Source organism: Lentzea albidocapillata, from assembly GCF_000719115.1.
In the GTDB taxonomy this organism is placed as follows: Bacteria; Actinomycetota; Actinomycetes; order Mycobacteriales; family Pseudonocardiaceae; genus Lentzea; species Lentzea albidocapillata.
The window spans coordinates 65,863-86,138 of the sequence record NZ_JOEA01000010.1; the positions used below are offsets into that span (position 1 = coordinate 65,863).

At 69.0% G+C, this 20,276-nt stretch carries 21 protein-coding genes; 11 read left to right on the forward strand and 10 right to left on the reverse strand.

The window, feature by feature from the left end:
• The first annotated feature begins 5 nt into the window (after positions 1 to 5).
• Entirely contained in the window at positions 6 to 1,529 is a 1,524-nt protein-coding gene (locus tag IG04_RS0116645) for a serine hydrolase domain-containing protein (protein ID WP_051770059.1), read from the forward strand.
• Here IG04_RS0116645 and pdxR read toward each other — a convergent pair.
• On the reverse strand, positions 1,512 to 2,849 hold the full coding sequence (pdxR, locus tag IG04_RS0116650) for a MocR-like pyridoxine biosynthesis transcription factor PdxR (RefSeq protein ID WP_245816604.1): 1,338 nt from the start codon (positions 2,847 to 2,849) through the stop codon (positions 1,512 to 1,514). The two genes, IG04_RS0116645 and pdxR, sit on opposite strands and share 18 nt — an antisense overlap.
• A gap of 49 nt (positions 2,850 to 2,898) precedes the next feature.
• Between pdxR and IG04_RS0116655 the strand changes: the two genes are divergently transcribed.
• The 3 genes from IG04_RS0116655 to IG04_RS0116665 all read left to right on the forward strand — a co-directional run bounded on the left by IG04_RS0116655 (position 2,899) and on the right by IG04_RS0116665 (position 5,249).
• Positions 2,899 to 3,345 carry a carboxymuconolactone decarboxylase family protein gene (locus tag IG04_RS0116655; RefSeq protein ID WP_030477569.1) on the forward strand — a complete coding sequence of 149 codons (447 nt, stop codon included), beginning with the start codon at positions 2,899 to 2,901 and terminating at the stop codon, positions 3,343 to 3,345.
• A 75-nt stretch (positions 3,346 to 3,420) separates the two neighbouring features.
• The gene (locus tag IG04_RS0116660; RefSeq protein ID WP_245816606.1) at positions 3,421 to 4,341 is read left to right on the forward strand and encodes a MurR/RpiR family transcriptional regulator; all 921 of its coding nucleotides are present in this window, start codon (positions 3,421 to 3,423) and stop codon (positions 4,339 to 4,341) included.
• On the forward strand, positions 4,338 to 5,249 hold the full coding sequence (locus IG04_RS0116665; RefSeq protein ID WP_030477571.1) for an N-acetylmuramic acid 6-phosphate etherase: 912 nt from the start codon (positions 4,338 to 4,340) through the stop codon (positions 5,247 to 5,249). Before IG04_RS0116660 ends, IG04_RS0116665 begins: the two co-directional genes overlap by 4 nt.
• On the opposite strand, the gene IG04_RS0116670 is transcribed toward IG04_RS0116665, so the two are convergent.
• From IG04_RS0116670 to IG04_RS0116680, 3 genes are read right to left on the reverse strand one after another with little or no spacing between them, the layout of a single operon-like run.
• Positions 5,238 to 6,356, reverse strand: a complete 1,119-nt coding sequence (locus IG04_RS0116670) for a globin domain-containing protein (RefSeq protein ID WP_030477572.1) — start codon at positions 6,354 to 6,356, stop codon at positions 5,238 to 5,240. The two genes, IG04_RS0116665 and IG04_RS0116670, sit on opposite strands and share 12 nt — an antisense overlap.
• An 11-nt stretch (positions 6,357 to 6,367) precedes the next feature.
• Entirely contained in the window at positions 6,368 to 6,814 is a 447-nt protein-coding gene (locus IG04_RS0116675; RefSeq protein ID WP_030477573.1) for an RrF2 family transcriptional regulator, read from the reverse strand.
• Between the two features lie 38 nt (positions 6,815 to 6,852).
• Positions 6,853 to 7,293, reverse strand: a complete 441-nt coding sequence (locus tag IG04_RS0116680; protein WP_211257779.1) for an Lrp/AsnC family transcriptional regulator — start codon at positions 7,291 to 7,293, stop codon at positions 6,853 to 6,855.
• A 105-nt stretch (positions 7,294 to 7,398) separates the two neighbouring features.
• On the opposite strand from IG04_RS0116680, the gene IG04_RS0116685 reads away from it, so the two are divergent.
• Positions 7,399 to 8,214 (forward strand): tryptophan 2,3-dioxygenase, encoded by an 816-nt coding sequence (locus IG04_RS0116685; RefSeq protein WP_030477575.1) that lies wholly within the window; start codon positions 7,399 to 7,401, stop codon positions 8,212 to 8,214.
• Positions 8,211 to 9,320 (forward strand): kynureninase, encoded by a 1,110-nt coding sequence (gene kynU, locus IG04_RS0116690; protein ID WP_245816608.1) that lies wholly within the window; start codon positions 8,211 to 8,213, stop codon positions 9,318 to 9,320. The genes IG04_RS0116685 and kynU overlap by 4 nt, the downstream gene beginning before the upstream one ends.
• On the opposite strand, the gene IG04_RS0116695 is transcribed toward kynU, so the two are convergent.
• Entirely contained in the window at positions 9,310 to 10,038 is a 729-nt protein-coding gene (locus IG04_RS0116695) for a hypothetical protein (RefSeq protein WP_030477577.1), read from the reverse strand. The genes kynU and IG04_RS0116695 overlap by 11 nt on opposite strands.
• A 259-nt stretch (positions 10,039 to 10,297) precedes the next feature.
• Here IG04_RS0116695 and acs point away from each other — a divergent pair, with 259 nt between their 5' ends.
• The 4 genes from acs (at position 10,298) to IG04_RS0116715 (ending at position 14,927) form a co-directional block, all read left to right on the forward strand.
• Positions 10,298 to 12,280 (forward strand): acetate--CoA ligase, encoded by a 1,983-nt coding sequence (gene acs, locus IG04_RS0116700; protein ID WP_030477578.1) that lies wholly within the window; start codon positions 10,298 to 10,300, stop codon positions 12,278 to 12,280.
• Positions 12,281 to 12,409: 129 nt separating this feature from the next.
• Positions 12,410 to 13,576, forward strand: coding sequence for a Na+/H+ antiporter NhaA (nhaA, locus tag IG04_RS0116705; RefSeq protein ID WP_030477579.1), 1,167 nt, complete (start codon positions 12,410 to 12,412; stop codon positions 13,574 to 13,576).
• Positions 13,573 to 14,013 carry a phage holin family protein gene (locus IG04_RS0116710; RefSeq protein ID WP_030477580.1) on the forward strand — a complete coding sequence of 147 codons (441 nt, stop codon included), beginning with the start codon at positions 13,573 to 13,575 and terminating at the stop codon, positions 14,011 to 14,013. The genes nhaA and IG04_RS0116710 overlap by 4 nt, the downstream gene beginning before the upstream one ends.
• Positions 14,010 to 14,927, forward strand: a complete 918-nt coding sequence (locus IG04_RS0116715) for an alpha/beta fold hydrolase (RefSeq protein WP_030477581.1) — start codon at positions 14,010 to 14,012, stop codon at positions 14,925 to 14,927. Before IG04_RS0116710 ends, IG04_RS0116715 begins: the two co-directional genes overlap by 4 nt.
• Here the strand turns inward: IG04_RS0116715 and IG04_RS0116720 are convergent.
• Entirely contained in the window at positions 14,899 to 16,383 is a 1,485-nt protein-coding gene (locus IG04_RS0116720; protein ID WP_245816610.1) for an FAD-dependent oxidoreductase, read from the reverse strand. The genes IG04_RS0116715 and IG04_RS0116720 overlap by 29 nt on opposite strands.
• Before the next feature lie 72 nt (positions 16,384 to 16,455).
• Between IG04_RS0116720 and IG04_RS0116725 the strand changes: the two genes are divergently transcribed.
• A complete protein-coding gene (locus IG04_RS0116725; protein ID WP_030477583.1) occupies positions 16,456 to 17,151 on the forward strand; it encodes a TetR/AcrR family transcriptional regulator in 696 nt (231 codons plus the stop codon).
• On the opposite strand, the gene IG04_RS0116730 is transcribed toward IG04_RS0116725, so the two are convergent.
• From IG04_RS0116730 to nth, 4 genes are read right to left on the reverse strand one after another with little or no spacing between them, the layout of a single operon-like run.
• On the reverse strand, positions 17,148 to 18,335 hold the full coding sequence (locus tag IG04_RS0116730) for a MarP family serine protease (RefSeq protein ID WP_030477584.1): 1,188 nt from the start codon (positions 18,333 to 18,335) through the stop codon (positions 17,148 to 17,150). The two genes, IG04_RS0116725 and IG04_RS0116730, sit on opposite strands and share 4 nt — an antisense overlap.
• Before the next feature lie 15 nt (positions 18,336 to 18,350).
• On the reverse strand, positions 18,351 to 19,010 hold the full coding sequence (locus IG04_RS0116735; protein ID WP_030477585.1) for an NUDIX hydrolase: 660 nt from the start codon (positions 19,008 to 19,010) through the stop codon (positions 18,351 to 18,353).
• On the reverse strand, positions 19,007 to 19,570 hold the full coding sequence (locus IG04_RS0116740) for a TlpA family protein disulfide reductase (RefSeq protein ID WP_030477586.1): 564 nt from the start codon (positions 19,568 to 19,570) through the stop codon (positions 19,007 to 19,009). The genes IG04_RS0116735 and IG04_RS0116740 overlap by 4 nt, the downstream gene beginning before the upstream one ends.
• On the reverse strand, positions 19,567 to 20,274 hold the full coding sequence (gene nth / locus IG04_RS0116745; RefSeq protein ID WP_036014892.1) for an endonuclease III: 708 nt from the start codon (positions 20,272 to 20,274) through the stop codon (positions 19,567 to 19,569). Before nth ends, IG04_RS0116740 begins: the two co-directional genes overlap by 4 nt.
• Between the last annotated feature and the right edge of the window lie 2 nt (positions 20,275 to 20,276).

Genomic DNA, 20,276 nt, shown 5'->3' on the forward strand with positions numbered 1-20,276 from the left:
ACGCCATGCTCATCCCTGCCCTGGCCACCGCACTCGTGACAGCCCTGGTCCCCGGCCACTTCGACCAGCCCCAGGACGGCTTCGCACACCAGTGGACGACACTGCGCGCGTCGAACCCGTTCTGGGCCGGCCTCGACCCGGAGCCGGTCAACGCGGCCCTGCGCCAGCTCCGCGACTTCACGAAACCCCAGGCCAACGGCAAGCCGCTCTACGCAGGCGCGGTCACGATGTACGTGCACGACGGCAAAATCGTCACGCACGACCGCACGGGCTACGCCGTTCTCTACCAGGATCAGCAGACCCAGCTGCCGGAAGCCGAACGCGTCCCGATGAAGAAGGACACGATCTTCGACTTCGCCTCCATCTCCAAGCTGTTCACGTCGATCGCGGTGATCCAGCAGGTCGAGCAGGGCCGGGTGGGCATCGACGAGAAGGTCGCCACCTACCTGCCCGAGTTCGGCGTGAACGGCAAGGAGAACATCACCGTCAAGCAGCTCCTCACACACACGAGCGGCCTCGAACCGTTCATTCCTTTGTGGAAGCTGTACCCGGACATCCCGTCACGCATCAAAGCCGTGATGGACGTGAAGCCGAAGTCCACGCCCGGCACCACGTACGTCTACTCGGACCTGAACCTGATCACGCTCGGCGAGCTGGTCTTCAAGGTCAGCGGCAAGAAGCTCGACCAGGCGGTGCGCGACGGCATCACCAGGCCGCTCGACATGAAGGACACCGGCTACAACCCGAAGGCCAAGGACCGCACAGCTGCAACGGAGTTCCAGTCGGCACCGCCACGCGGCATCGTCCGCGGCGAGGTGCACGACGAGAACGCGTGGTCCCTCGGAGGAGTGGCAGGCCACGCCGGTGTGTTCGGCACGGCCAAAGACCTCGCCATCCTCGGCCAGACGATCCTCAACGGCGGCACCTACCAAGGCCGCCGGATCCTCAGTGAACACTCGGTCGAGCTGATGCTCACGAACTTCAACCAGCAGTTCCCGGACAACGCCCACGGCCTCGGTTTCGAGCTCGACCAACGGTGGTACATGGGCGCACTGAGCGGTCCGGGAACCGCGGGCCACACGGGCTACACCGGCACGTCGTTCGTGATCGACAAGGCCTCGCGCTCGATCGCGATCCTGCTGACGAACCGCGTGCACCCGAGCCGTGACTGGGGCAGCGTCAACCCGGCCCGCCGCGTCGCCGCCGACGGCCTGGCCAACGCCCTCGCCGTCAAGTCACGCGGAAAGCAATGGCGCGCAACGACTTCCGGCGGCACCCTCACCGCGGAGCGTCCGGTCGAGGTCTTCGTGGACGTCGACAAGGGCGACAAGCTGACCGTCCAGCACTGGAACGGCACGGACTGGCAGGACGCGCGCACCATCACGACGACCGGACGCCGTTGGATGCCAACGGAATCCGTGAAGACCAGGTTCGTCTACACCAAGGCGGGCCAGTACAACGGCCGCGGTGTCTACGTGCACGCACGCGGCGATGTCACGGCCGAAGGCTGGTCAGTGGCACGCCGCTAGCACCTCGGTGAACAGCGGGAGCGCCCGTGCAAACGCGGGCGCTCCGAAGCTCACCACGATCCCCGTGCGGTCGTCGTCGCTCAGTTCATGCCGGAACCACGAGAGAGGACTGAGCTCGATTCCGCGTTCACGCGCGGTCCGCACGATCTCGGCTTCATGAGGCGTGTCAAGCACTGCGTGCATCCCGGCCGCGATGCCCGACACCGACGCGTACGGCGAGACGGCTTCCACCAGCCGGTCGCGGCGCCGCTGGTACTTCGACCGCATCCGGCGCACATGGCTGTCGTACGCCCCAGACTCCAGGAAGTCGGCCAACGTCAACTGGTCGAGCATGCTGATGTGCTGTTCGCGAGCGGTCTTCAACGCCAGCACGGGGTCCACGAACCGGTCCGGCAGCACCATCCACGCGATCCGCAGCGCCGGTGACAACGCCTTGCTGGACGTGCCCAGGTACACGACGTGCTCCGGGTCGAGCCCCTGCACGGCGCCGACGGGCTGCCGGTCGTAGCGGAACTCGCCGTCGTAGTCGTCTTCCAGCACAAGGCCGTCCACGCGCCGTGCCCACTCCACGGCTGATGCACGCCGCCGTGGGTGCAACGGGCCGCCCAACGGAAACTGGTGCGCGGGAGTCAATACACACGCCCGCAGGTTGTCCGGCAGTTGCTCGGTGTTCGCGCCGTGGTCGTCCACCGCCAACGGCACCGTCGACGTCCACATCGACCGGTGGAAGCCCAGCCCGTACTCCTCGACGACGACCGGCGGCGTCAGCAGCCGGTCGAACATCTGGACCGCACCCCCGAACCCCGAGCACACCACGATCCGCTCGGGATCGGCACGCACGCCCCGCGCCCGCGCGAGGTACTCGGCCAGTGCCGTCCGCAGTTCGATCCGGCCCTGCGGATCCCCCGGACCGAACGCCTCCGAAGGCGCCGCCGTCAGCGCCCGCCGCGTCGAACGGATCCACTCCGCGCGCGGGAACTCGGTGACGTCCGGCGTGGAGACCCTGAGGTCGAACCGCACCTCGGCGTCCACAGCACGGCGGGTGACTGGAGGAGGAGGCTCGACTCGTTGCGCCACAACGGTTCCCGAACCCTGACGCGCGGTCAGCCAGCCTTCCGCCACCAGTTCCGCATATGCCTCGGCGACGGTGTTGCGCGCGATCCCGAGGTCGAGCGCGAGCGACCGCGACGCCGGCAGACGGGTGCCGGGTGGCAACCGCGCCGACCGGACCGCCTCCCGCAACGACGCCGTCAACCGGTGCCGCAGACCACCCGGGCCGGACAGGTCCAGGTGGAAGTCAAGATTGGCCCACGATTCCACGATCAGATTGCACCATGCACAGGGCCAATCAGCGCCATAGGTTTGAGCCATGACGAACCGCATCGACCTCGCCAAGAAGGCACCGAAGGTCTACCGCGCCATGATCGCCCTCGACGCCGCCGCCCGCGAGGGTCTCGACGAGCAGCTCGCCGAGCTCGTGCGCATCCGCGCCTCCCAGCTCAACCACTGCGCCTACTGCATCAACATGCACACCGTGGACGCCCGCAAGGGTGGCGAGTCCGAGGCCCGCATCTACCTCCTCAACGCGTGGGAGGAGGCCGGCGACGTCTACACCGAGAAGGAGCAGGCGGCGCTGCGGCTCACCGAGGCCATCACCGTCATGAGCAGCCACGAGTACGTCAGCGACGAGGTCTACGAGCAGGCCGCGCAGCACTTCGGCGAGGAGGAGCTCGCGCAGCTCATCGCGTTGATCTTCACCATCAACTCGTGGAACCGGATCGCCGTGTCGACCAGGAAGAAGCCCGCCGTCCAGTGAGCCGTTCCGGGCCGAGAGAGTGACTTTCGGACACACTCCGTTGACCCTTGGAGTGGCGGTTAGTAAGTTTCCCACGTGTCCACTGAAAGCAGTGCCGAGTCCAGTCCGCTGGTGAAGATCCGGTCGTTGCTGCCGGGTCTCGCGCGCGCCGAGCAGCGCGTCGCGAAGGTGGTGCTGGAGAACCCCGGAACTGTCGCGCACCGCAGCATCACCGAGGTCGCCGAGCAGGCGGGCACGAGTGAGACGACGGTGACGCGGTTCTGCAAGGCCATCGGCGTCGGTGGATATCCGGAACTGCGCATCGCGCTCGCCGCCGACACGGCCCGCAGCCAGGTCAGGGCCAACCACGACATGGGTGGCGACATCGGACCGGGCGACGACCTCAAGCAGGTCGTCGGCAAGGTCGCGTTCGCCGACGCCCGCGCCGTCGAGGAGACCGCCGAGCAGCTCGACATCGAGTCGCTCGACAAGGTCGTCCAAGCCGTCGCGGGCGCCCGCCGTGTCGATGTCTACGGCTTCGGCGCGTCCGCGTTCGTCGCGTTCGACATGCAGCAGAAGCTGCACCGCATAGGGCTCACGTGCTTCGCGTGGAACGACACGCACATCGCGCTGACGTCGGCCGCCGTGCTCACCGCCGCGGACGTCGCCGTGGGCATCTCACACACCGGCTCGACCGCGGAGACCGTCGAGGCCCTGCGCGTCGCCCGCGAGACCGGCGCCACCACCGTCGCGCTGACGAACTTCCCGCGCTCACCCATCACCGAGGTCTCCGACCACGTGCTGACCACGGCCGCGCGCGAGACCACGTTCCGCTCCGGCGCGATGGCGAGCCGCATCGCCCAGCTCACGGTGATCGACTGCCTGTTCATCGGCGTCGCCCAGCACCACGTGGACACGGCGAAGATGGCGCTGGAGGCGACCTACGAAGCGGTGTCCGGCCATCGGCTCGGTGCCAGACCAGACGGCCGGCGGCGGCCGCGGGAGACGACTAAATGATCTCCCCCCGGAACGGTGTGGTGGTGCGCGTGGAATCTCCGACCGAGCAACGGAACCCGCGCACCGCGGACATCGACCGGGTATCCACGATCGACGTGCTGCGCATGATCAACGAGGAGGACCGCACGGTCCCCGCGGCGGTCGCGCAGGCACTGCCGGAACTGGCCGGCGCCGTCGACCTGGGCGTGGCGGCGATCATGTCCGGTGGCCGCGTGCACTACGTCGGCGCGGGCACGTCAGGGCGTCTGGCGACGCTGGACGCCGCTGAGCTCGTACCGACGTTCAACGCCCCGGCCGACTGGTTCGTCGCCCACCACGCCGGCGGTCCGGAAGCCCTCGTCCGCGCCGTCGAGGAGGTGGAGGACCACTCGGGCGCCGCCCAGATCCGCCGCCACGCCACCGCGAAGGACCTGGTCGTGGGCGTGACGGCGTCCGGGCGCACGCCGTTCGTGATCGGTGCGCTGCAGGAGGCGCAAGCGCTTGGCGCCCGCACCGTGCTGGTGTCGAACAACGCGTCGGTGCCCTTCACGCCCGACGTCCTCGTCGCGCTGAACACCGGTCCGGAGGCCATCGCCGGCTCCACGCGGATGAAGGCGGGATCGGCCCAGAAGCTGGTCCTGACATCGTTTTCCACGGCGGTGATGATCAAGCTCGGCCGCACGTACTCGAACCTGATGGTCAGCATGCGCGCCACCAACGCGAAGCTGCGCGGCCGGACGATCCGGATCCTGCACGAGGCCACCGGCCAGCCCGAGAACGCGTGCGAGCAGGCACTGGCGGACGCGGACGGCGACCTCAAGGTGGCGCTGGTCCACCTGCTCTCCGGCGCACCGACCGAACGTGCGGCCGCTGCCCTGGAGGACACCAAGGGCCACGTCCGCAACGCCCTGGACCGCCTAGCTGGTTAGGTCCGGACCGAACACCTCGTAGTGGATGTCGGTGACACCCGCTTCGAGGAGTTGGGCCCGCATCGCGCGCAGGAACGGCACCGGTCCGCACAGGTAGGCGGTGGTGTCCTGCGGGAGCTCGACCCCGCCGAGATCGACCAGCCCGGTCCGCTCGGCGGGCCAGTCGCCGATCGGCCGCTCGTAGAAGACGTGCGCCCGCGCGTTCTCCAGCTTGGCGACGAGCTGGGCGAGTTCCGCGCGGAACGGGTGCGTGAGCTGGTCGCGGTCCCCGTGGACGGCGACGACCCGCCGGGGTGAGTCCGTGGCGGCCAGCTCGGCGAGCATGGAGATCATCGGCGTGCAGCCGATGCCCGCCGACGCGAGCAGCACCGGACCGTCGCCGGGCTGCAGCGTCAGGTCCCCGGCCGGGTGGCTGACCAGCACGGTGCTGCCGACCGGCGCGAAGTCGTGCAGGTGGTTCGACACCTCGCCGTCTCGCTTCACCGAGAACTGCAGCGCGTCGTCGGACCGTCCGGACAGGCTGTACTGGCGGATCTGCCGGGCGCCGTCGGCCAGCGGGACCTGCACCGACACGTACTGCCCCGGCTCACCCGCTCGCACTTGCCCGTCGACCGGCCTGACCACGAACGTCACCACGTCCTCGGTCTCCTGGAACCGGGCGATCACCCGGTGCTCCTGCTGCCCCTGCGGCAGGAACCGCTCCAGGCCGATCAGCGTGTCGGCCATCAGCCAGTAGACCTCGCTCCAGGCCGCCGCCACCTCGGCCGAGACGTCCAGGACGTCGGCGATGGCCCCGAGCAGGTGCTTGTGCACGACCGCGTACTGGCCGGGCGTGACGCCGACCGAGACGTGCTTGTGCGCGATCCGCCTGAGCATCGCGTCGGGTGTCCGACCGGCGAGCAGGCCGGTGGCGAAGGCGGCGATCGACCCGGCGAGCGCCTGGGACTGCGTGCCGTTGGCCTGGTTGCCGCGGTTGAACACGTCCCGCAGCAGGATCGGGTGCTCGGCGAACATGCGCTCGTAGAACAGCGCGCTGATCTCACCGATGGCGGCGCCGACCGCGGGCAGGGTGGCTTCGAGAAGTTCAGCCGACTTCGGGGACAACATCGAGGATCTCCTCACCTCAGCCGCAGGCTGAGCAGGACAGGACCGGTGGGATCAGCGACGAGGTCCTCGACGCTCAGCGGATCGAGCGAGGCGTAGAAGGCTTCCTGGGCCTGGCGCAGCGCTTGGCGCAGGCGGCAGGCCGCGCTCAGCGGGCACGGTGCGTCGCCCTCGCAGTCGACGACGTCGCCCTCGCCCTCCAGCCGGCGCACGAGCCACCCCACCGAGACGGACCGTCTCGTCTCGGCGAGCGCCAGGCCGCCACCCCTGCCGCGGCGTGCCACGACCACGCCGAGGTGCTGGAGCTGGGCCACGACCTTGGCCGCGTGGGTGTACTGCACGCCCATGACCTCGGCGACTTCTCGCGTGGTCGGGTTCGACGAGACGAGATGGTCCGTCTCGTCGACGGCCAGCCGCATCACGATCCGCAGCGCGATGTCGGTGCTCTTGGTCAGCCTCACAAGATCGAGACTAGCTTAATTGGAATCTAAGATGCGTGTTATCCCGGCAACACCGGACGCCACGGGATGGGCGTCGACAGCACCATTGCGCTGGACGTCTCCCCGTGAGCGGCCAGCCGGACCAGCAGCCGTTCCAACTCGACGATGGACGTGGTGACGACCTTCACAACCGAGCAGATGTCTCCGGTCAGCCGGACGACCTCGACCACTTCGGGGAGATCGTCGAGCAGTTCGGGGTGCACGGTGATGCACCGCGGGCCGTAGCACTTCATGCGCACCAACGCGACGACCGGACGTCCGACGACGGTGGGGTCGACCACGGCGCGATAGCCGGTGATCGCGCCCATGTTCTCGAGCCGGCGGACCCGCTGCGCGACCGTCGGCGGTGAGACGTGGACCCGGCGGGCCAGTTCGTTGTACGACAGCCGCGCATCCTCTTGGAGTGCCTCCAACAGGGCCTTGTCCACCTCGTCCAACATGAACGCAAAGCTACTCGGCGATCCGTTTTGCGATTGGAAGAAGTTCGGGCCGAACGCCTTTCGTCGCCCATTCAGGTGACGGGCCGTTCCGGCGACGATTGAGCCATGAGCTGCCCCGTATCCCCCAAGCTGGATTTCGGCGGCACCACGCCGTACGAGGACTACGTGCACGCGTCGGTGCTGCACACCCTTCAACAGCAGTGGTCCAAAGATCCCCGTGAGATGTCGTTCCTGGTCATCACGCAGGTGATGGAGCTGTACTTCGGCCTGCTCTGCTTCGAGTGGCGGCAGGCCCAGACCGAACTGCGCGCCGACGACCTGCGCGCGGCCGTGCGCACGCTCCGGCGTTCCGACCTGCACCTCCAGGCACTCTCGGCGGCATGGAGGCCGATCGCGCGGATGACGCCGACCGAGTTCAACTCGTTCCGCGACGCGCTCGGCGAGGGTTCGGGCTTCCAGTCGGGCATGTACCGCGAGATGGAGTTCCTGCTCGGCGAGAAGTCCGCGTCGATGCTCGTGCCGCACCGCGCGGTGCCCGCGATGCACGACCAGCTGGAGAAGTCGCTGGCCCTGCCCTCGCTCTACGACGACGTACTCGCGGCCCTCAAGCGCAAGGGTTTCGACATCCCGCAGAGCGTGCTGGACCGCGACCTGACCAAGGCCTACGAGCCGTCGGCCGAGGTCGAGCAGGTGTGGGCGACGATCTACCGCGGCGACGACCGCGAGCTGCTGGAGCTGGGCGAGGCGCTGACCGACATCGCCGAGGAGTTCGCGCGCTGGCGCTACGACCACCTGCTGGCGACCCGTCGTTCCATGGGCTCGAAGGTCGGCACCGGCGGCTCCGCTGGTGTTGCATGGCTGGAGAAGCGCACCCAACGAGCGGTGTTCCCCGAGCTGTGGACCGCGAGGAGTCACGTGTGAGGCGCGAGCTGTTCGACATCCCCGAAGGCATCATCTACCTCGACGGCAACTCGCTCGGCGCGCCGCCGAAGCACGTGGCCGAGCGGATGCAGGAGGTCGTGAAGCACCAGTGGGGCACGCGGCTGATCAGGTCGTGGAGCGAGGGCTGGTGGGAGGCGCCGCAACGGATCGGCGACCGGATCGGCCGGCTGATCGGAGCCGCGGAAGGCCAGGTCGTCGTCGGTGACTCGACGTCGGTCAACGTCTTCAAGGCGTTGATGGGCGCGGTGAAGGGCACGAGCCGCACCGAGATCGTCGTGGACGAGTCGACGTTCCCGACCGACGGCTACATCGCGCAGTCAGTCGGTGAGCTGACCGGCCTGAAGGTGCGTGCCGTCAGTCCGTCCTCTTTGGACCTCACCGAGGACACCGCCGTGGTGCTGCTCAACCACGTCGACTACCGGACCGGCGCCATGCTGGACATGGCGAAGCTGACGGAAGAGGCACATTCCGCCGGGACACAGGTCGTCTGGGACCTCTGCCACAGCGCGGGCGTCATCCCGATCGAACTCGACGAGCTCGGTGTGGACTACGCGGTCGGCTGCACCTACAAGTTCCTCAACGGCGGACCGGGCTCGCCCGCGTTCATCTACGTACCGCACGACAAGCAGGCCAGCTTCGAGAACCCGCTGTCAGGGTGGAACGGCCACCGCGCACCGTTCGCGATGGAACCGAGCTACGAGCCCGATGCCGGTATCGCGCGGGCACGCGTCGGCACGCCGGACATCCTGTCGATGCTCGCGCTCGACGCGGCGCTGGACGTGTGGGACGACGTCGATCTCCACGTGCTGTGGAAATGCGGGCTGAGCCTGACGGCGCAGTTCCGCATGCACGTCTCGAACCTGACCTCACTCGAGATCATCACGCCGGACGAGATCCCGCGTGGCAACCAGATCTCGGTGCGTTGTCCCGACGCGGCCGAGGTGATACGCAAGCTCATCGCACGCGGGGTCATCGGCGACCACCGGCCGCCGGACATCCTCCGGTTCGGTTTCGCCCCGCTCTACGTGACCAGCGCCGACGTCCGGCGGGCTGCGGAGATCCTGGCCGAGGTCGTCAACTCGTGAGTGCGGCGTCCGCGATGCTCTTCGCCTCGCGGGCGCCCGCCTCCAGCGACGAGCAGACGAACAGGATCCACTGCGCGAGGCCCTCCAGGGACCCCGACGCGAACGCCACGGACGCGGCCTCGTACTCCGCCGAACGACGCAGGCACGCCACTTCCGGCACGCCGAGACCCTTGGGGTCGAGGCCGGTGGAGATCGACGTCATCCGCGCGGCCGCACGGGCAACCACCCCGTTGGCGACGCCGAACGGCGCCAGCCCGAGCAGTTCACCGTGCACCACCGCGACGACGATCGGCGCCGGCACGGACGTGCCGCCGGTGACCAGCGAGCCGAGCATGTCGAGCCGTTGCGACACGTCCTCGGAGACGCGCGGGCGTCCGACGTCGGTCGTGAGGTCGGCGGCGGCGAGAACGTGCAACCGCGCGAGGGCCTGCAACGGCGCGCGCTGCCACGTGGCGACGAGCCCGCCCAGTGCCTCCGCGATCCGCAAAGACCCTGCCAGCACGGGGTCCGAGACCTCACCGGACTCCGGGATGTCGGTCGGACCGCCTTCCAAAGCCGCCGACGCACGGGCCGCGCGGACGGACGCTTCGGCCGCCGTCGTGGCCCAGCCGCGCAGGTTCACCCGATGGCGGTGCACCTGGAAGACGGCGTCCTTGGCGGCGCTCGCGGCGTCTGCCACGCCAGGCAAGGAAAGCAGCGGTGCGAGAGGATCGGTCACGGTCGCGCAGAGTACCTGACCAGGTGAAACGGGTGACCCAGCTCACTGACCCAACCGCTGAGCGCGCAACTGCGCCCGTTCAACGCGCCACACGTGCCTGGACCAGACAAAACGGGTTACACAATGACAGCCGTGTAACCGATCTCCCCAGATTGGTCTGAACCTTTTTGGGGAGGAACCTGTTGGAAGTGAGCTGGCTCGCACTACGGTCAGTACCCGCATCCCCAACCGGTCTGGACTTTCCAGGAGGTCTCGCACCATGACGCAGTCGCCAGGCCAGGGCAACGCTCTGGACAACCTGCTCACGGAGAGCAGGACGTTCCCGCCTTCCGACGAGTTCGCGGCACAGGCGAACGCACAGCCCGCGCTGTACGAGGAGGCGAAGGCCGACCGCGAGGCGTTCTGGGCGAAGCAGGCGGAACGGCTGCACTGGGACACCAAGTGGGACCAGGTGCTCGACTGGTCCGGCGCTCCCTTCGCCAAGTGGTTCGTCGGCGGCAAGCTCAACGTGGCCTACAACTGCGTGGACCGCCACGTCGAGTCGGGCCACGGCGACCAGGTCGCCATCCACTGGGAGGGTGAGCCCGGTGACTCCCGCGCCATCACCTACGCCGAGCTGCAGCGCGAGGTCTCCAAGGCCGCGAACGCGTTGACGTCGCTGGGAATCGGCGCAGAGGACCGCGTCGCGATCTACATGCCGATGGTCCCCGAGGCGATCTTCGCGATGCTGGCGTGCGCCCGCGTCGGCGCGATGCACAGCGTCGTGTTCGGCGGGTTCTCCGCCGAGGCGCTGCGCACCCGCATCGAGGACTCCTCGTGCCGGCTCGTGATCACGACCGACGGCCAGTACCGCCGCGGCACGCCTGCTCCGCTCAAGCCCGCCGTGGACGAGGCCGTCGCCGGCGCGCCGTCCGTGGAGAAGGTCATCGTCGTCAAGCGCACCGACACCGAGGTCGCGTGGACCGACAAGGACGTGTGGTGGCACGAGCTGGTGGACTCGCAGTCCGACCAGCACACCCCCGAGGCGTTCGACTCGGAGCACCCGCTCTTCATCCTCTACACCTCGGGCACCACGGGTAAGCCGAAGGGCATCCTGCACACGTCCGGTGGCTACCTCACGCAGGCGTCGTACACGCACAACTACGTGTTCGACCTCAAGCCGGACACCGACGTGTACTGGTGCACCGCGGACATCGGCTGGGTCACCGGCCACAGCTACATCGTCTACGGCCCGCTGTCGAACCGCGTGACGCAGGTCGTCTACGAAGGCACGCCGAACACCCCGAACGAGGGCCGGCACTGGGACATCGTGCAGAAGTACGGCGTCTCGATCTACTACACGGCGCCGACGCTGATCCGCACCTTCATGAAGTGGGGCGCGGACATCCCGGCCAAGTACGACCTCAGCTCGTTGCGCGTGCTGGGTTCGGTCGGCGAGCCGATCAACCCCGAGGCGTGGATCTGGTACCGCGAGAACGTCGGCGGCGGCAAGGCCCCGATCGTCGACACGTGGTGGCAGACCGAGACCGGCGCGATCATGATCTCGCCGCTGCCCGGTGTCATCTCGGCCAAGCCCGGTTCGGCGCAGCAGCCGCTGCCCGGCATCGGCGCGAAGGTCGTCAACGACGAGGGCGTCGAGGTTCCGGCCGGTGGCGGTGGCTACCTCGTGCTGGACGAGCCGTGGCCGGCGATGCTGCGCGGCATCTGGGGCGACGAGGAGCGCTACCGCGACACGTACTGGTCGCGCTTCGGCGAGCAGGGCTTCTACTTCGCCGGTGACGGCGCGAAGTACGACGCCGACGGCGACATCTGGCTGCTCGGCCGCGTCGACGACGTGATGAACGTGTCCGGTCACCGCATCTCGACCACCGAGGTCGAGTCGGCGCTCGTGTCGCACCCGACCGTGGCCGAGGCCGCCGTCGTCGGCGCGTCCGACGACACGACCGGCCAGGGCATCGTGGCGTTCGTGATCCTGCGCGGTGGCGCGGGTGCGGACGCCGGTGGCGCGGACGCGATCAAGGCGTTGCGCGACCACGTGGCCAAGGAGATCGGCCCGATCGCGAAGCCACGGCAGATCATGGTCGTGCCGGAGCTGCCGAAGACGCGCTCGGGCAAGATCATGCGCCGCCTGCTGCGCGACGTGGCGGAGAACCGCGCGGTCGGCGACGTGACGACGCTGGCCGACTCGTCGGTCATGGACCTGATCTCGGCCGGTCTGCAGTCGGGCAAGTCCGAGGACTGATTTCTGCTTCAAACGTGACGGGCGTCCTCACTGAGGGCGCCCGTTCGCGTTAAGATTCCATCTTGGTGAGCCGGGAAGTCTGGTCGGCAGGATTATTTCGCGTACCTGCTGATCGCCCCGGGAGCCGTTTTGTCGCGTAAGAAGGCCGCAGTCGCCGATTTCGCCCGTTACCTGCGCACGGAAACCGTGGGCGGCACCGTGCTGCTCATCGCCACCGCCATCGCGCTGTTGTGGGCGAACTCGCCGCTCTCCCCCTCTTACTTCGGCCTGCGGGACCTGCATCTCGGACCGTTGAGCGTCGGCGACTGGGCCAAGGACGGACTGCTGGCGGTCTTCTTCTTCGTCGCCGGGCTCGAGCTCAAACGCGAACTCGTCGTCGGCGAGCTGTCCAACGTGAAGGCGGCGGTCCTGCCGATCGTCGCCGCGGTCGGCGGGATGGTCGTGCCCGCGCTGGTCGCGCTGGCGATCGGCTGGGGGCAGCCGGGGATCGAGAAGGCGTGGGCGATTCCTGTTGCGACGGACATCGCGTTCGCCTTGGGAGTGCTGGCGCTGACGGCGTCGGGGCTGCCGTCGAGCCTGCGGGTGTTCTTGCTGTCGCTGGCCGTTGTGGACGACCTGGGCGCGATCATCGTGATCGCGATCCTGTTCACGGCGAAGTTCAACCTGCTCGCGGCGGGCGCGGTCGTGCTGCTGCTGGCGCTGTACTGGTTCCTGCAGCACAAGAGGATCACCAGTCCCTGGATCTACGTGCCGGTCGCGCTGGCCACCTGGTGGTTCATGCACGAGTCGGGCATCCACGCCACGATCGCGGGCGTCGCGCTGGCGTTGCTGACGCGGGTGAGGCGTGACCCGTACGAGCAGGAGGCACCGGCGGTCCGGCTGGAGCACCGGCTGCAGCCGTGGTCGGCGGGGGTGGCGGTGCCGGTGTTCGCGCTGTTCACGGCTGGTGTGCCGGTGGGCGCCGAGGCGATGGGGAAGCTCTTCGCGGACAAGATCGCGATCGGCGTGATGGTCGGGCTGATCGTCGGCAAGGTGATCGGGATCGTGGGGGCGTCGGCGCTCGCGGTGTGGTTCAAGGCGGCGGTGTGGCCGTCCGGCGCGGGGCCCCGGGACGTCGTCGCGGTGGCCGTGCTCGGCGGCGTCGGGTTCACGGTCAGTCTCCTGATCGCGGACCTCTCACTCGACGAGCCGGAGACCGCGAAGGCCGCCGTGTTGATCGCCTCGCTGATCGCGTCGCTGCTCGCCGCGGTGTTGCTCATTCGTCGCAGCCGGGCTCATGGCACCATGTCCGAGTGACCACCAGGGAGCACATCGCGTCGATTCCGCTGACCGCAGACGACCCGACGGCCGAAGCGTCGATCGGCGGTCTTGTCCGTGATGCGACCGCCCACGTGTCGACTTTGGTCAGAGCAGAGGTCGAGCTCGCCAAGGGCGAGCTGGCGAAGGAGCTCAAGAAGGGCGTCAAGGGCAGCGTCTTCTTCATCGTCGCCCTGACGGTCCTCTGCTTCAGCCTGTTCTTCCTGTTCATGGCGCTCGGCTTCGGCTTCGCCGAGTGGTTCGGCTGGGGCTACTGGGCGGGCTTCGGGCTCGTGTTCGGCGTGATGCTGCTGACCGCCGTCGCCTTCGCCCTCCTCGGCTACCGCAAGGTCAAGAAGATCAGGGCGCCGGAGAAGTCGATCGCGGCCGCGAAGGACACCGTCGCGGCCCTCACGCGCAGGGGCGACGACAACTGAGCCGCAAACCCGACCCGTCCGTCGTGCGGGTCGCGGGTCCGTGGACGCACCGCGACGTCTCGGCCAACGGCATCCGCCTGCACGTCGCCGAGCTCGGTGAGGGCCCGCTCGTGCTGCTGCTGCACGGATTCCCCGAGTTCTGGTGGTCGTGGCGGCACCAGCTGACCGCACTGGCCGAGGCCGGCTATCGCGCCGTGGCCGTGGACCTGCGTGGCTACGGCGACTCGGACAAACCTCCGCGCGGCTACGACGGCTTCACCCTCGCGGGTGACATCGCCGGCCTGGTCAAGGCGCTCGGCGCCCCGCGCGCGCACCTCGTCGGTCACGCGTGGGGCGGCGCCACGGCGTGGACGGTCGGCGCCATGCACCCGCGCGTGGTCTCGTCGATCTCCGTGCTGTCCGCACCGCACCCCCTGGTGACGCGCCGGACGTTCCGCAGGCATCCCCGGACGAACTCGCACGTGCTGCGCTTCCAGCTGCCGATCCACCCGGAACGCTGGCTGACCGCCGAGAACGGTCTGCAGGTCGCCAAGCTGCTGTCCGCGTGGTCCGGCCCGAAGTGGCGGTCGGCGCCCGAGTTCGACGAGGTCATCCGCCGCTGCCGGCAGGCGATGACGGTGCCGGGCGTGGCCCACAGCGCGTTGGAGTACTACCGCTGGGCGGTGCGCTCGCAGCTGCGCAGCGACGGCCGCCGGTTCGCCGAGGCCGTCGACAAGCCGGTGCAGGTGCCGGTGCTGCAGATCCACGGCGCGCTGGACCCGATCGTCCTGGAGTCCTCCGCACGTGACTCGCTGCCGTGGCTCGGGCCCGAGTCGGAGTTCCGCTACCTGCCGGAGGTGGGGCACTTCCCGAACCAGGAGGCACCCCACACCACGAGCAGGCTGATCACCGAGTTCCTGCAGAAGCTGAGCTGAACGCGGTCGCGAGTGCGGCAGCCGGGTCGTCCGGCAGGTCCGCCGACCGCCAGGCGACGTAACCGTCGGGCCTGATCAGAGACGCACCCTTGGCGGACAGCCCGAACAGGTCCAGCTGCTCGATCCGTTCGTACCGGACGGCCAGGCCCGCCACGGCCTCCTCCCACTGCGGGTGGTCGGCCACGAGCACCCAGCCGCGCTGGAACAGGTCCAAAGTGGACCTGCCCGGCTCGATCCACGCGTGCGGTGCCCTGGTGCCCGGCTGGCCGTTCCACTGCTCGGGGAGCTGGGCGGGTGGGAGCTCCGGTCCCGCGCCGAGCACCGCGTCCGAGCGGTAGAGGACGCCGAAGTGCATGGCGTTGTTGTCGTACAGCGGCGCGTCGTCCGGTTCGCCGTCGCGGTTGTGGCCGTCGTTGCGCGCGAAGATCTGCTGGTGGCAGAGGGTCGCGACCGGACGCCGTTCCGCGTCGTAGGTGTCCAGGAGGGACGGTCGTGACTCGCCGTTCAGCACCGCGGCGAGCTTCCACGCGAGGTTGTGCGCGTCCTCGATGCCTACGTTCGCCCCGAACCCGCCGCGACTCGGTGGCAACGTGTGCGCGGCGTCGCCCGCGAGGAAGATCCGGCCCTGGGAGAACCGGTCGGCGACAGCCGCGCTGATCGTCCAGCGACCGGTGGTGATGATCTCGACGTCGAGGTCGTCGCGGCCGATGGCCTGGAAGATCTTCTGCCGCAGCTCGGGCTCGTCGTACTCGCGGTCGTCGAGCATCAGGACCCAGCGGCCGTCGCCGTACGTGGTCAGGAAACCGACGCCGTCGATGACGAACTGGCCGATCCCGTCCTTCAGGTACTCCTGCAACGGCGCGCGGAACAGCACGCTGCGGGAGGTGTGCATGTACCCGCGTCCGGTGCGGCCGATGCCGAGCCGTTCCCGGACTGGACTGCGGTGCCCGTCGGCCGCGATCAGGTAGTCGGCGCGGATCTCGTACGGTTCGCCGTCGCCCTGCACGATCGCCGTGACGCCCTCGTCGTCCTGCGTGAACTCCAGCATCCGGGTGCTCATGCGGATGTCCGCGCCGAGTTCGCGTGCCTTGTCGCGCAGGATCGGCTCCATCCGGTCCTGGGCCACACCGACACCCGTGGCGGGCGAGTGCTCGACGTCGGAGAGCTCGGCCGGTGGCGTCCAGAACGTCTCGTCGAACTTCTTCCCGACCAGGCTCTCGGCCCTGACCCGCCGGACGCCGAAGCCCTTCGTCATCCTGCTCGGCGGCAGCTCGTCCTCCAGCCCGACCGCCCGCAGCAACTCGCCGACCCGAGCGTTGAAACCGACTGCTCGCGGGTGCGCCGAGCTGCCCGGATGCTTCTCCACCAACGTCACGGACACCCCGCGCCACGCGAGGAACAACGCGGCCGACGTTCCCGCCAGGCCTCCCCCGACCACCAACACCGAAGTCTTCACGACCATCCCCTCTCAATACGGCGTATCGCTCAATACACCGTATCGGTAAGAGACGCTGTATTGTCCAGCCCGATGTCGAACGAACCCGTGTGGGACCGCCCAGAGCCGCCCGGCAAGCCGTCACCGACCCCGCTGACCAGGGAGCTGATCGTGAACGCCGCGATCAGGCTCGCCGACGGGGGCGGGCTCGACGACGTGTCGTTCCGCAAGGTCGCCGCCGCGCTGAACGCGGGCCCGATGCGCCTGTACGGCTACGTCGAGACCAAGGACGAACTGCTGGACCTGATGGTCGACGAGGTCTACGGCGAGATCACGCCACCGCCGGCGAAGTCGGACTGGCGTTCTGGGCTGAAGCACGTCGCGCACGAGATCCGGAACGCGGCGAAGCGGCACGAGTGGTTCATCGACCTGCTCAGCGGCCGTCCGCACCAGGGCCCGCACTCGCTCGCGCACATCGAGTCGACGCTCGCCACGGTCCGGCTCGCCGACATCGACCAGGTGCTCGGCGTGGTGAGTGCCGTGATGGCCTACGTGTTCGGCGCCGTCCGCAGCGAGATCACGGAGCTCCGCGCGGAACGGGCCACCGGCCTGACCGAGGAGCAGTGGCAGCGGGCGTCCGGCCCGTACATGGCACGGATGCTCGCCACCGGCCGCTTCCCGCTGCTGGGCAGGGTCATGCACGAGTCCACCGACCGCGACCACGCCGAGGTCTTCGGCACCGGTCTCGACTACGTCCTCGACGGCATCGCCGTCAGGCACGGTCTCTAGCTCGCGCAACCCTGGGTGGAGGCGCGTTTGGTCAGCGTCGGCGCCTTCTGCACCATCGGCTGCACCTGCTGGGCGGTGAGCACGAAGCCCGTCTCGGGGTCGTCGACCGCGGCGCCGAAGACCACGCCCATCACCCGGCCGTTCGGGTCGACCAGCGGGCCACCGGAGTTGCCGGAGCGGACCTCGGCACGCACCGTGTAGACGTCACGCGTGACCGTCTGGGCGTCGTAGATGTCCGGGCCGCGCAGCAGCGGAATCCGCTCGCGCACACGGGCCGGCGAGGCCTTGTACGGGCCGTCGAGCGGGTAGCCGAGCACGATGCCGTCCTCGCCCGGCTGCACCTCGTCCGAACGGAACTGCAGCGGCGTGGCCTCCAGATCCGGCACCGCGAGCACGGCGATGTCCGTGCGCGGGTCGTAGGAGACGACCGTCGCGTCGAACTGGCCGCGGCCGACCTCGACCGTCACCTCGTTCGTGCCGGCGACGACGTGCGCGTTGGTCATCACGCGTTCCGGCGCGATGACGAAGCCGGTGCCCTCCAGCGCACGGGAGCACGACGGCGCACGGCCGCGGACCTTCAGCACCGAGGCCTTCAGCCGGTTCGCGACCGGCGAGTTCGCCAGCTCGCCGTCCGGCGGCCCGACGTCCTTGAGCGGCGTGCGGTTGAACGGGTCCATCGCCTGCGGGAAGCCCGAGACGTCGAAGAGCTTCTGCAGGTCGCCGGACAGCACGCGGGCGGCCTGCGGCATGGTCTGGTCGACCTTGCCGAGGATCACCGACTGCTTGAGCGACGAGGTGAGGTCCGGCAGACCGACGACCGAGGTCAGCGGCAGCGCGATCATCCACGCCACGATGAAGACGACGAAGCCCTGCACGATGGCGCCCAGCGCGTTGTCCGCGCCGCGCAACGGCGACGCGTTGACCCGAGCCTTGATCGTCCGGCCGATGTACACGCCGATCGTCTCGCCGAGCGCCACGAGCAGCACGACGACGCCGACCGCGAACACGACCTTGGTGACGACGTTCTCGAACTGGGACACCAGCAGCGGAGCGATCTGCGTGCCGAGGACCAGGCCGACGAGCACGCCGACGAAGGCAGGCAGCGCGACGACCATGCCTTGCCTGGCCCCGGAGACCGCGGCGATCGCGGCAAGGCCCAGCACGAGCAGGTCAACCCAGTTCAACCCGAAACCTCCGCCTCACTGTGTAGCGCGCAACGCTAGTTCAAGGTCACGCACATCGGTCGCATCCCACGGCTGTTCCCAGCCGCCCAGTGCGATCAGGCCGTTGATCAACCCCGCGGTGAAACCCCACACGAGCATGCCCGGCGCGGAGAAGGCCGCTCCGACGTAACCCGCGGGGTGACGCACCCGGAACCTGTTGGCAGGATCGGCGAGGTGCGCGACCGGCACCCGCGCGACCGCGGCGGTCTCCGCCGGGTCGACAGGTGCGACGGGGCTCGGCTGTTCCCAGTAGGCGAGCACGGGCGTGACCACGAACCCGGACACCGGCACGTACAGCTCCGGCAGCGTTGCAAGTGGTCTCACTCCTGACTCAAGTACACCTGTCTCCTCGTAAGCCTCGCGTAATGCCGTGCCCACCGGCCCGTCGTCGGTGTCGTCCGACACGCCGCCGGGGAACGCGACCTGGCCGGGATGCGAGCCCAGCGTGTCCGAACGGCGCAGCAGCAACACGTCCGGCCCGTGCTCCTCGGACTCGCCGAACAGCATGAGCACCGCCGCCTTGCGCACGCCCTGCTCCGGCGCCCGCGGGACCCGCATGAACGTCGCCGCGTCGATCTCCTCGGTGGCCTTGGCCAGGCGCTGCATCCAGTGGGGTGGCTCTGCCGCCTCCGTCATCGAACCGCCTTCTCCACCTGTTCCGGTGCCGTGAAGTACGGCGGATCGGTGATCTGCCGGACCTGACCGTCCGCTGCTACGTAATACGTGGCGGGAAGCGTCATCGGCGCCTTGACTTGCTTGCGTAGCTCATCCGCCGCGTCGTGGACCGAGGGCAGCCGCACGCCGAGCCGGGCGAGCAACTCCAGGCCGTCCGCCTCCCTGCTCTCCACGAGAACTGGGACGACCGGGACGGCACCTGGTTGCTTCGCATAGGTGTCCAGCACCGGCAGCTCCTCCTGGCACGGCTGGCACCAGGTCGCCCAGAAGTTGATCAGGAGCGGGCCCTTGAGCGCGAGGGCCGTCCGGGTGCCGTCGCCGAGGCACGTCACGGCGACGCCGCCCTCCGCCCCTGGCACGCACGGCCGGAGCTGGGCCTGCGCGCGCAACGCGGCCATGTCCTGCGTAGGGCGGGAGGACGTGGGCGGCGGCCCCGGTGCAACGTCCCGGGGCCACAGCGCCAGGACACCCGCCACGCCGAGGACGAGGACCACGACGAGCCAGCGCGTGCGGTTGTTCACGCCCCTAGCTTCTCACCGGCCCGTACCCGCTCGGCGAGTTCGATCAGGTGTGGCTTCTCGTCGCCCTTCACGAGCTTGGCCGCCTTGTCCGGGTCTTCCGGGCCGAGGCCGTACGACGGGCAGTCGTTCATCAGCAGGCAAGCACCGCAGGCTGGGGTTTTGGCGTGGCAGACGCGGCGGCCGTGGAAGACGATCCAGTGCGAGGCCATGGTCCAGTCGCGCTTCTCGACCAGCTCGCCGATGGCGTGCTCGACCTTGACCGCGTCCTCCAGGTCGGTCCAGCCCCAGCGGCGCACGAGGCGGCCGAAGTGGGTGTCGACTGTGAGCCCGGGCACATCGAACGCGTTGCCGAGAACCACGTTGGCCGTCTTGCGTCCTACACCAGGGAGCTTGACCAGCTCCTCCATGTTGCCCGGCACCACACCGTCGTGCTGCTCCACCAGAGCGGCACCGAGACCCAGCAGAGACGTCGCCTTGTTCCGGAAGAAACCGGTGGGGCGGAGCATCTCTTCGAGTTCCGTCCGGTCGGCACCGGCGTAGTCGGCGGCCGTCGGGTACTTCGCGAAGAGCGCGGGAGTGACCTCGTTGACCTTTTTGTCGGTGCACTGCGCGGACAGGATGACCGCCACGACGAGCTCGAGCGGCGTGGTGAAGTCCAGCTCGCAGTGCGCGTCCGGGTATCCCTGGGCCAGCACGCGCACCATCC

Coding starts and splice junctions, on each gene's coding strand:
- IG04_RS0116670 (WP_030477572.1), bottom strand. CDS start 6,356: ATGTTGTCCCCGAAGTCGGCTGAACTTCTCGAAGCCACCCTGCCCGCG.
- IG04_RS0116680 (WP_211257779.1), bottom strand. CDS start 7,293: ATGTTGGACGAGGTGGACAAGGCCCTGTTGGAGGCACTCCAAGAGGAT.
- IG04_RS0116725 (WP_030477583.1), top strand. CDS start 16,456: ATGTCGAACGAACCCGTGTGGGACCGCCCAGAGCCGCCCGGCAAGCCG.
- IG04_RS0116645 (WP_051770059.1), top strand. CDS start 6: ATGCTCATCCCTGCCCTGGCCACCGCACTCGTGACAGCCCTGGTCCCC.
- nth (WP_036014892.1), bottom strand. CDS start 20,274: ATGGTGCGCGTGCTGGCCCAGGGATACCCGGACGCGCACTGCGAGCTG.
- IG04_RS0116655 (WP_030477569.1), top strand. CDS start 2,899: ATGACGAACCGCATCGACCTCGCCAAGAAGGCACCGAAGGTCTACCGC.
- IG04_RS0116735 (WP_030477585.1), bottom strand. CDS start 19,010: ATGACGGAGGCGGCAGAGCCACCCCACTGGATGCAGCGCCTGGCCAAG.
- IG04_RS0116665 (WP_030477571.1), top strand. CDS start 4,338: ATGATCTCCCCCCGGAACGGTGTGGTGGTGCGCGTGGAATCTCCGACC.
- IG04_RS0116685 (WP_030477575.1), top strand. CDS start 7,399: ATGAGCTGCCCCGTATCCCCCAAGCTGGATTTCGGCGGCACCACGCCG.
- acs (WP_030477578.1), top strand. CDS start 10,298: ATGACGCAGTCGCCAGGCCAGGGCAACGCTCTGGACAACCTGCTCACG.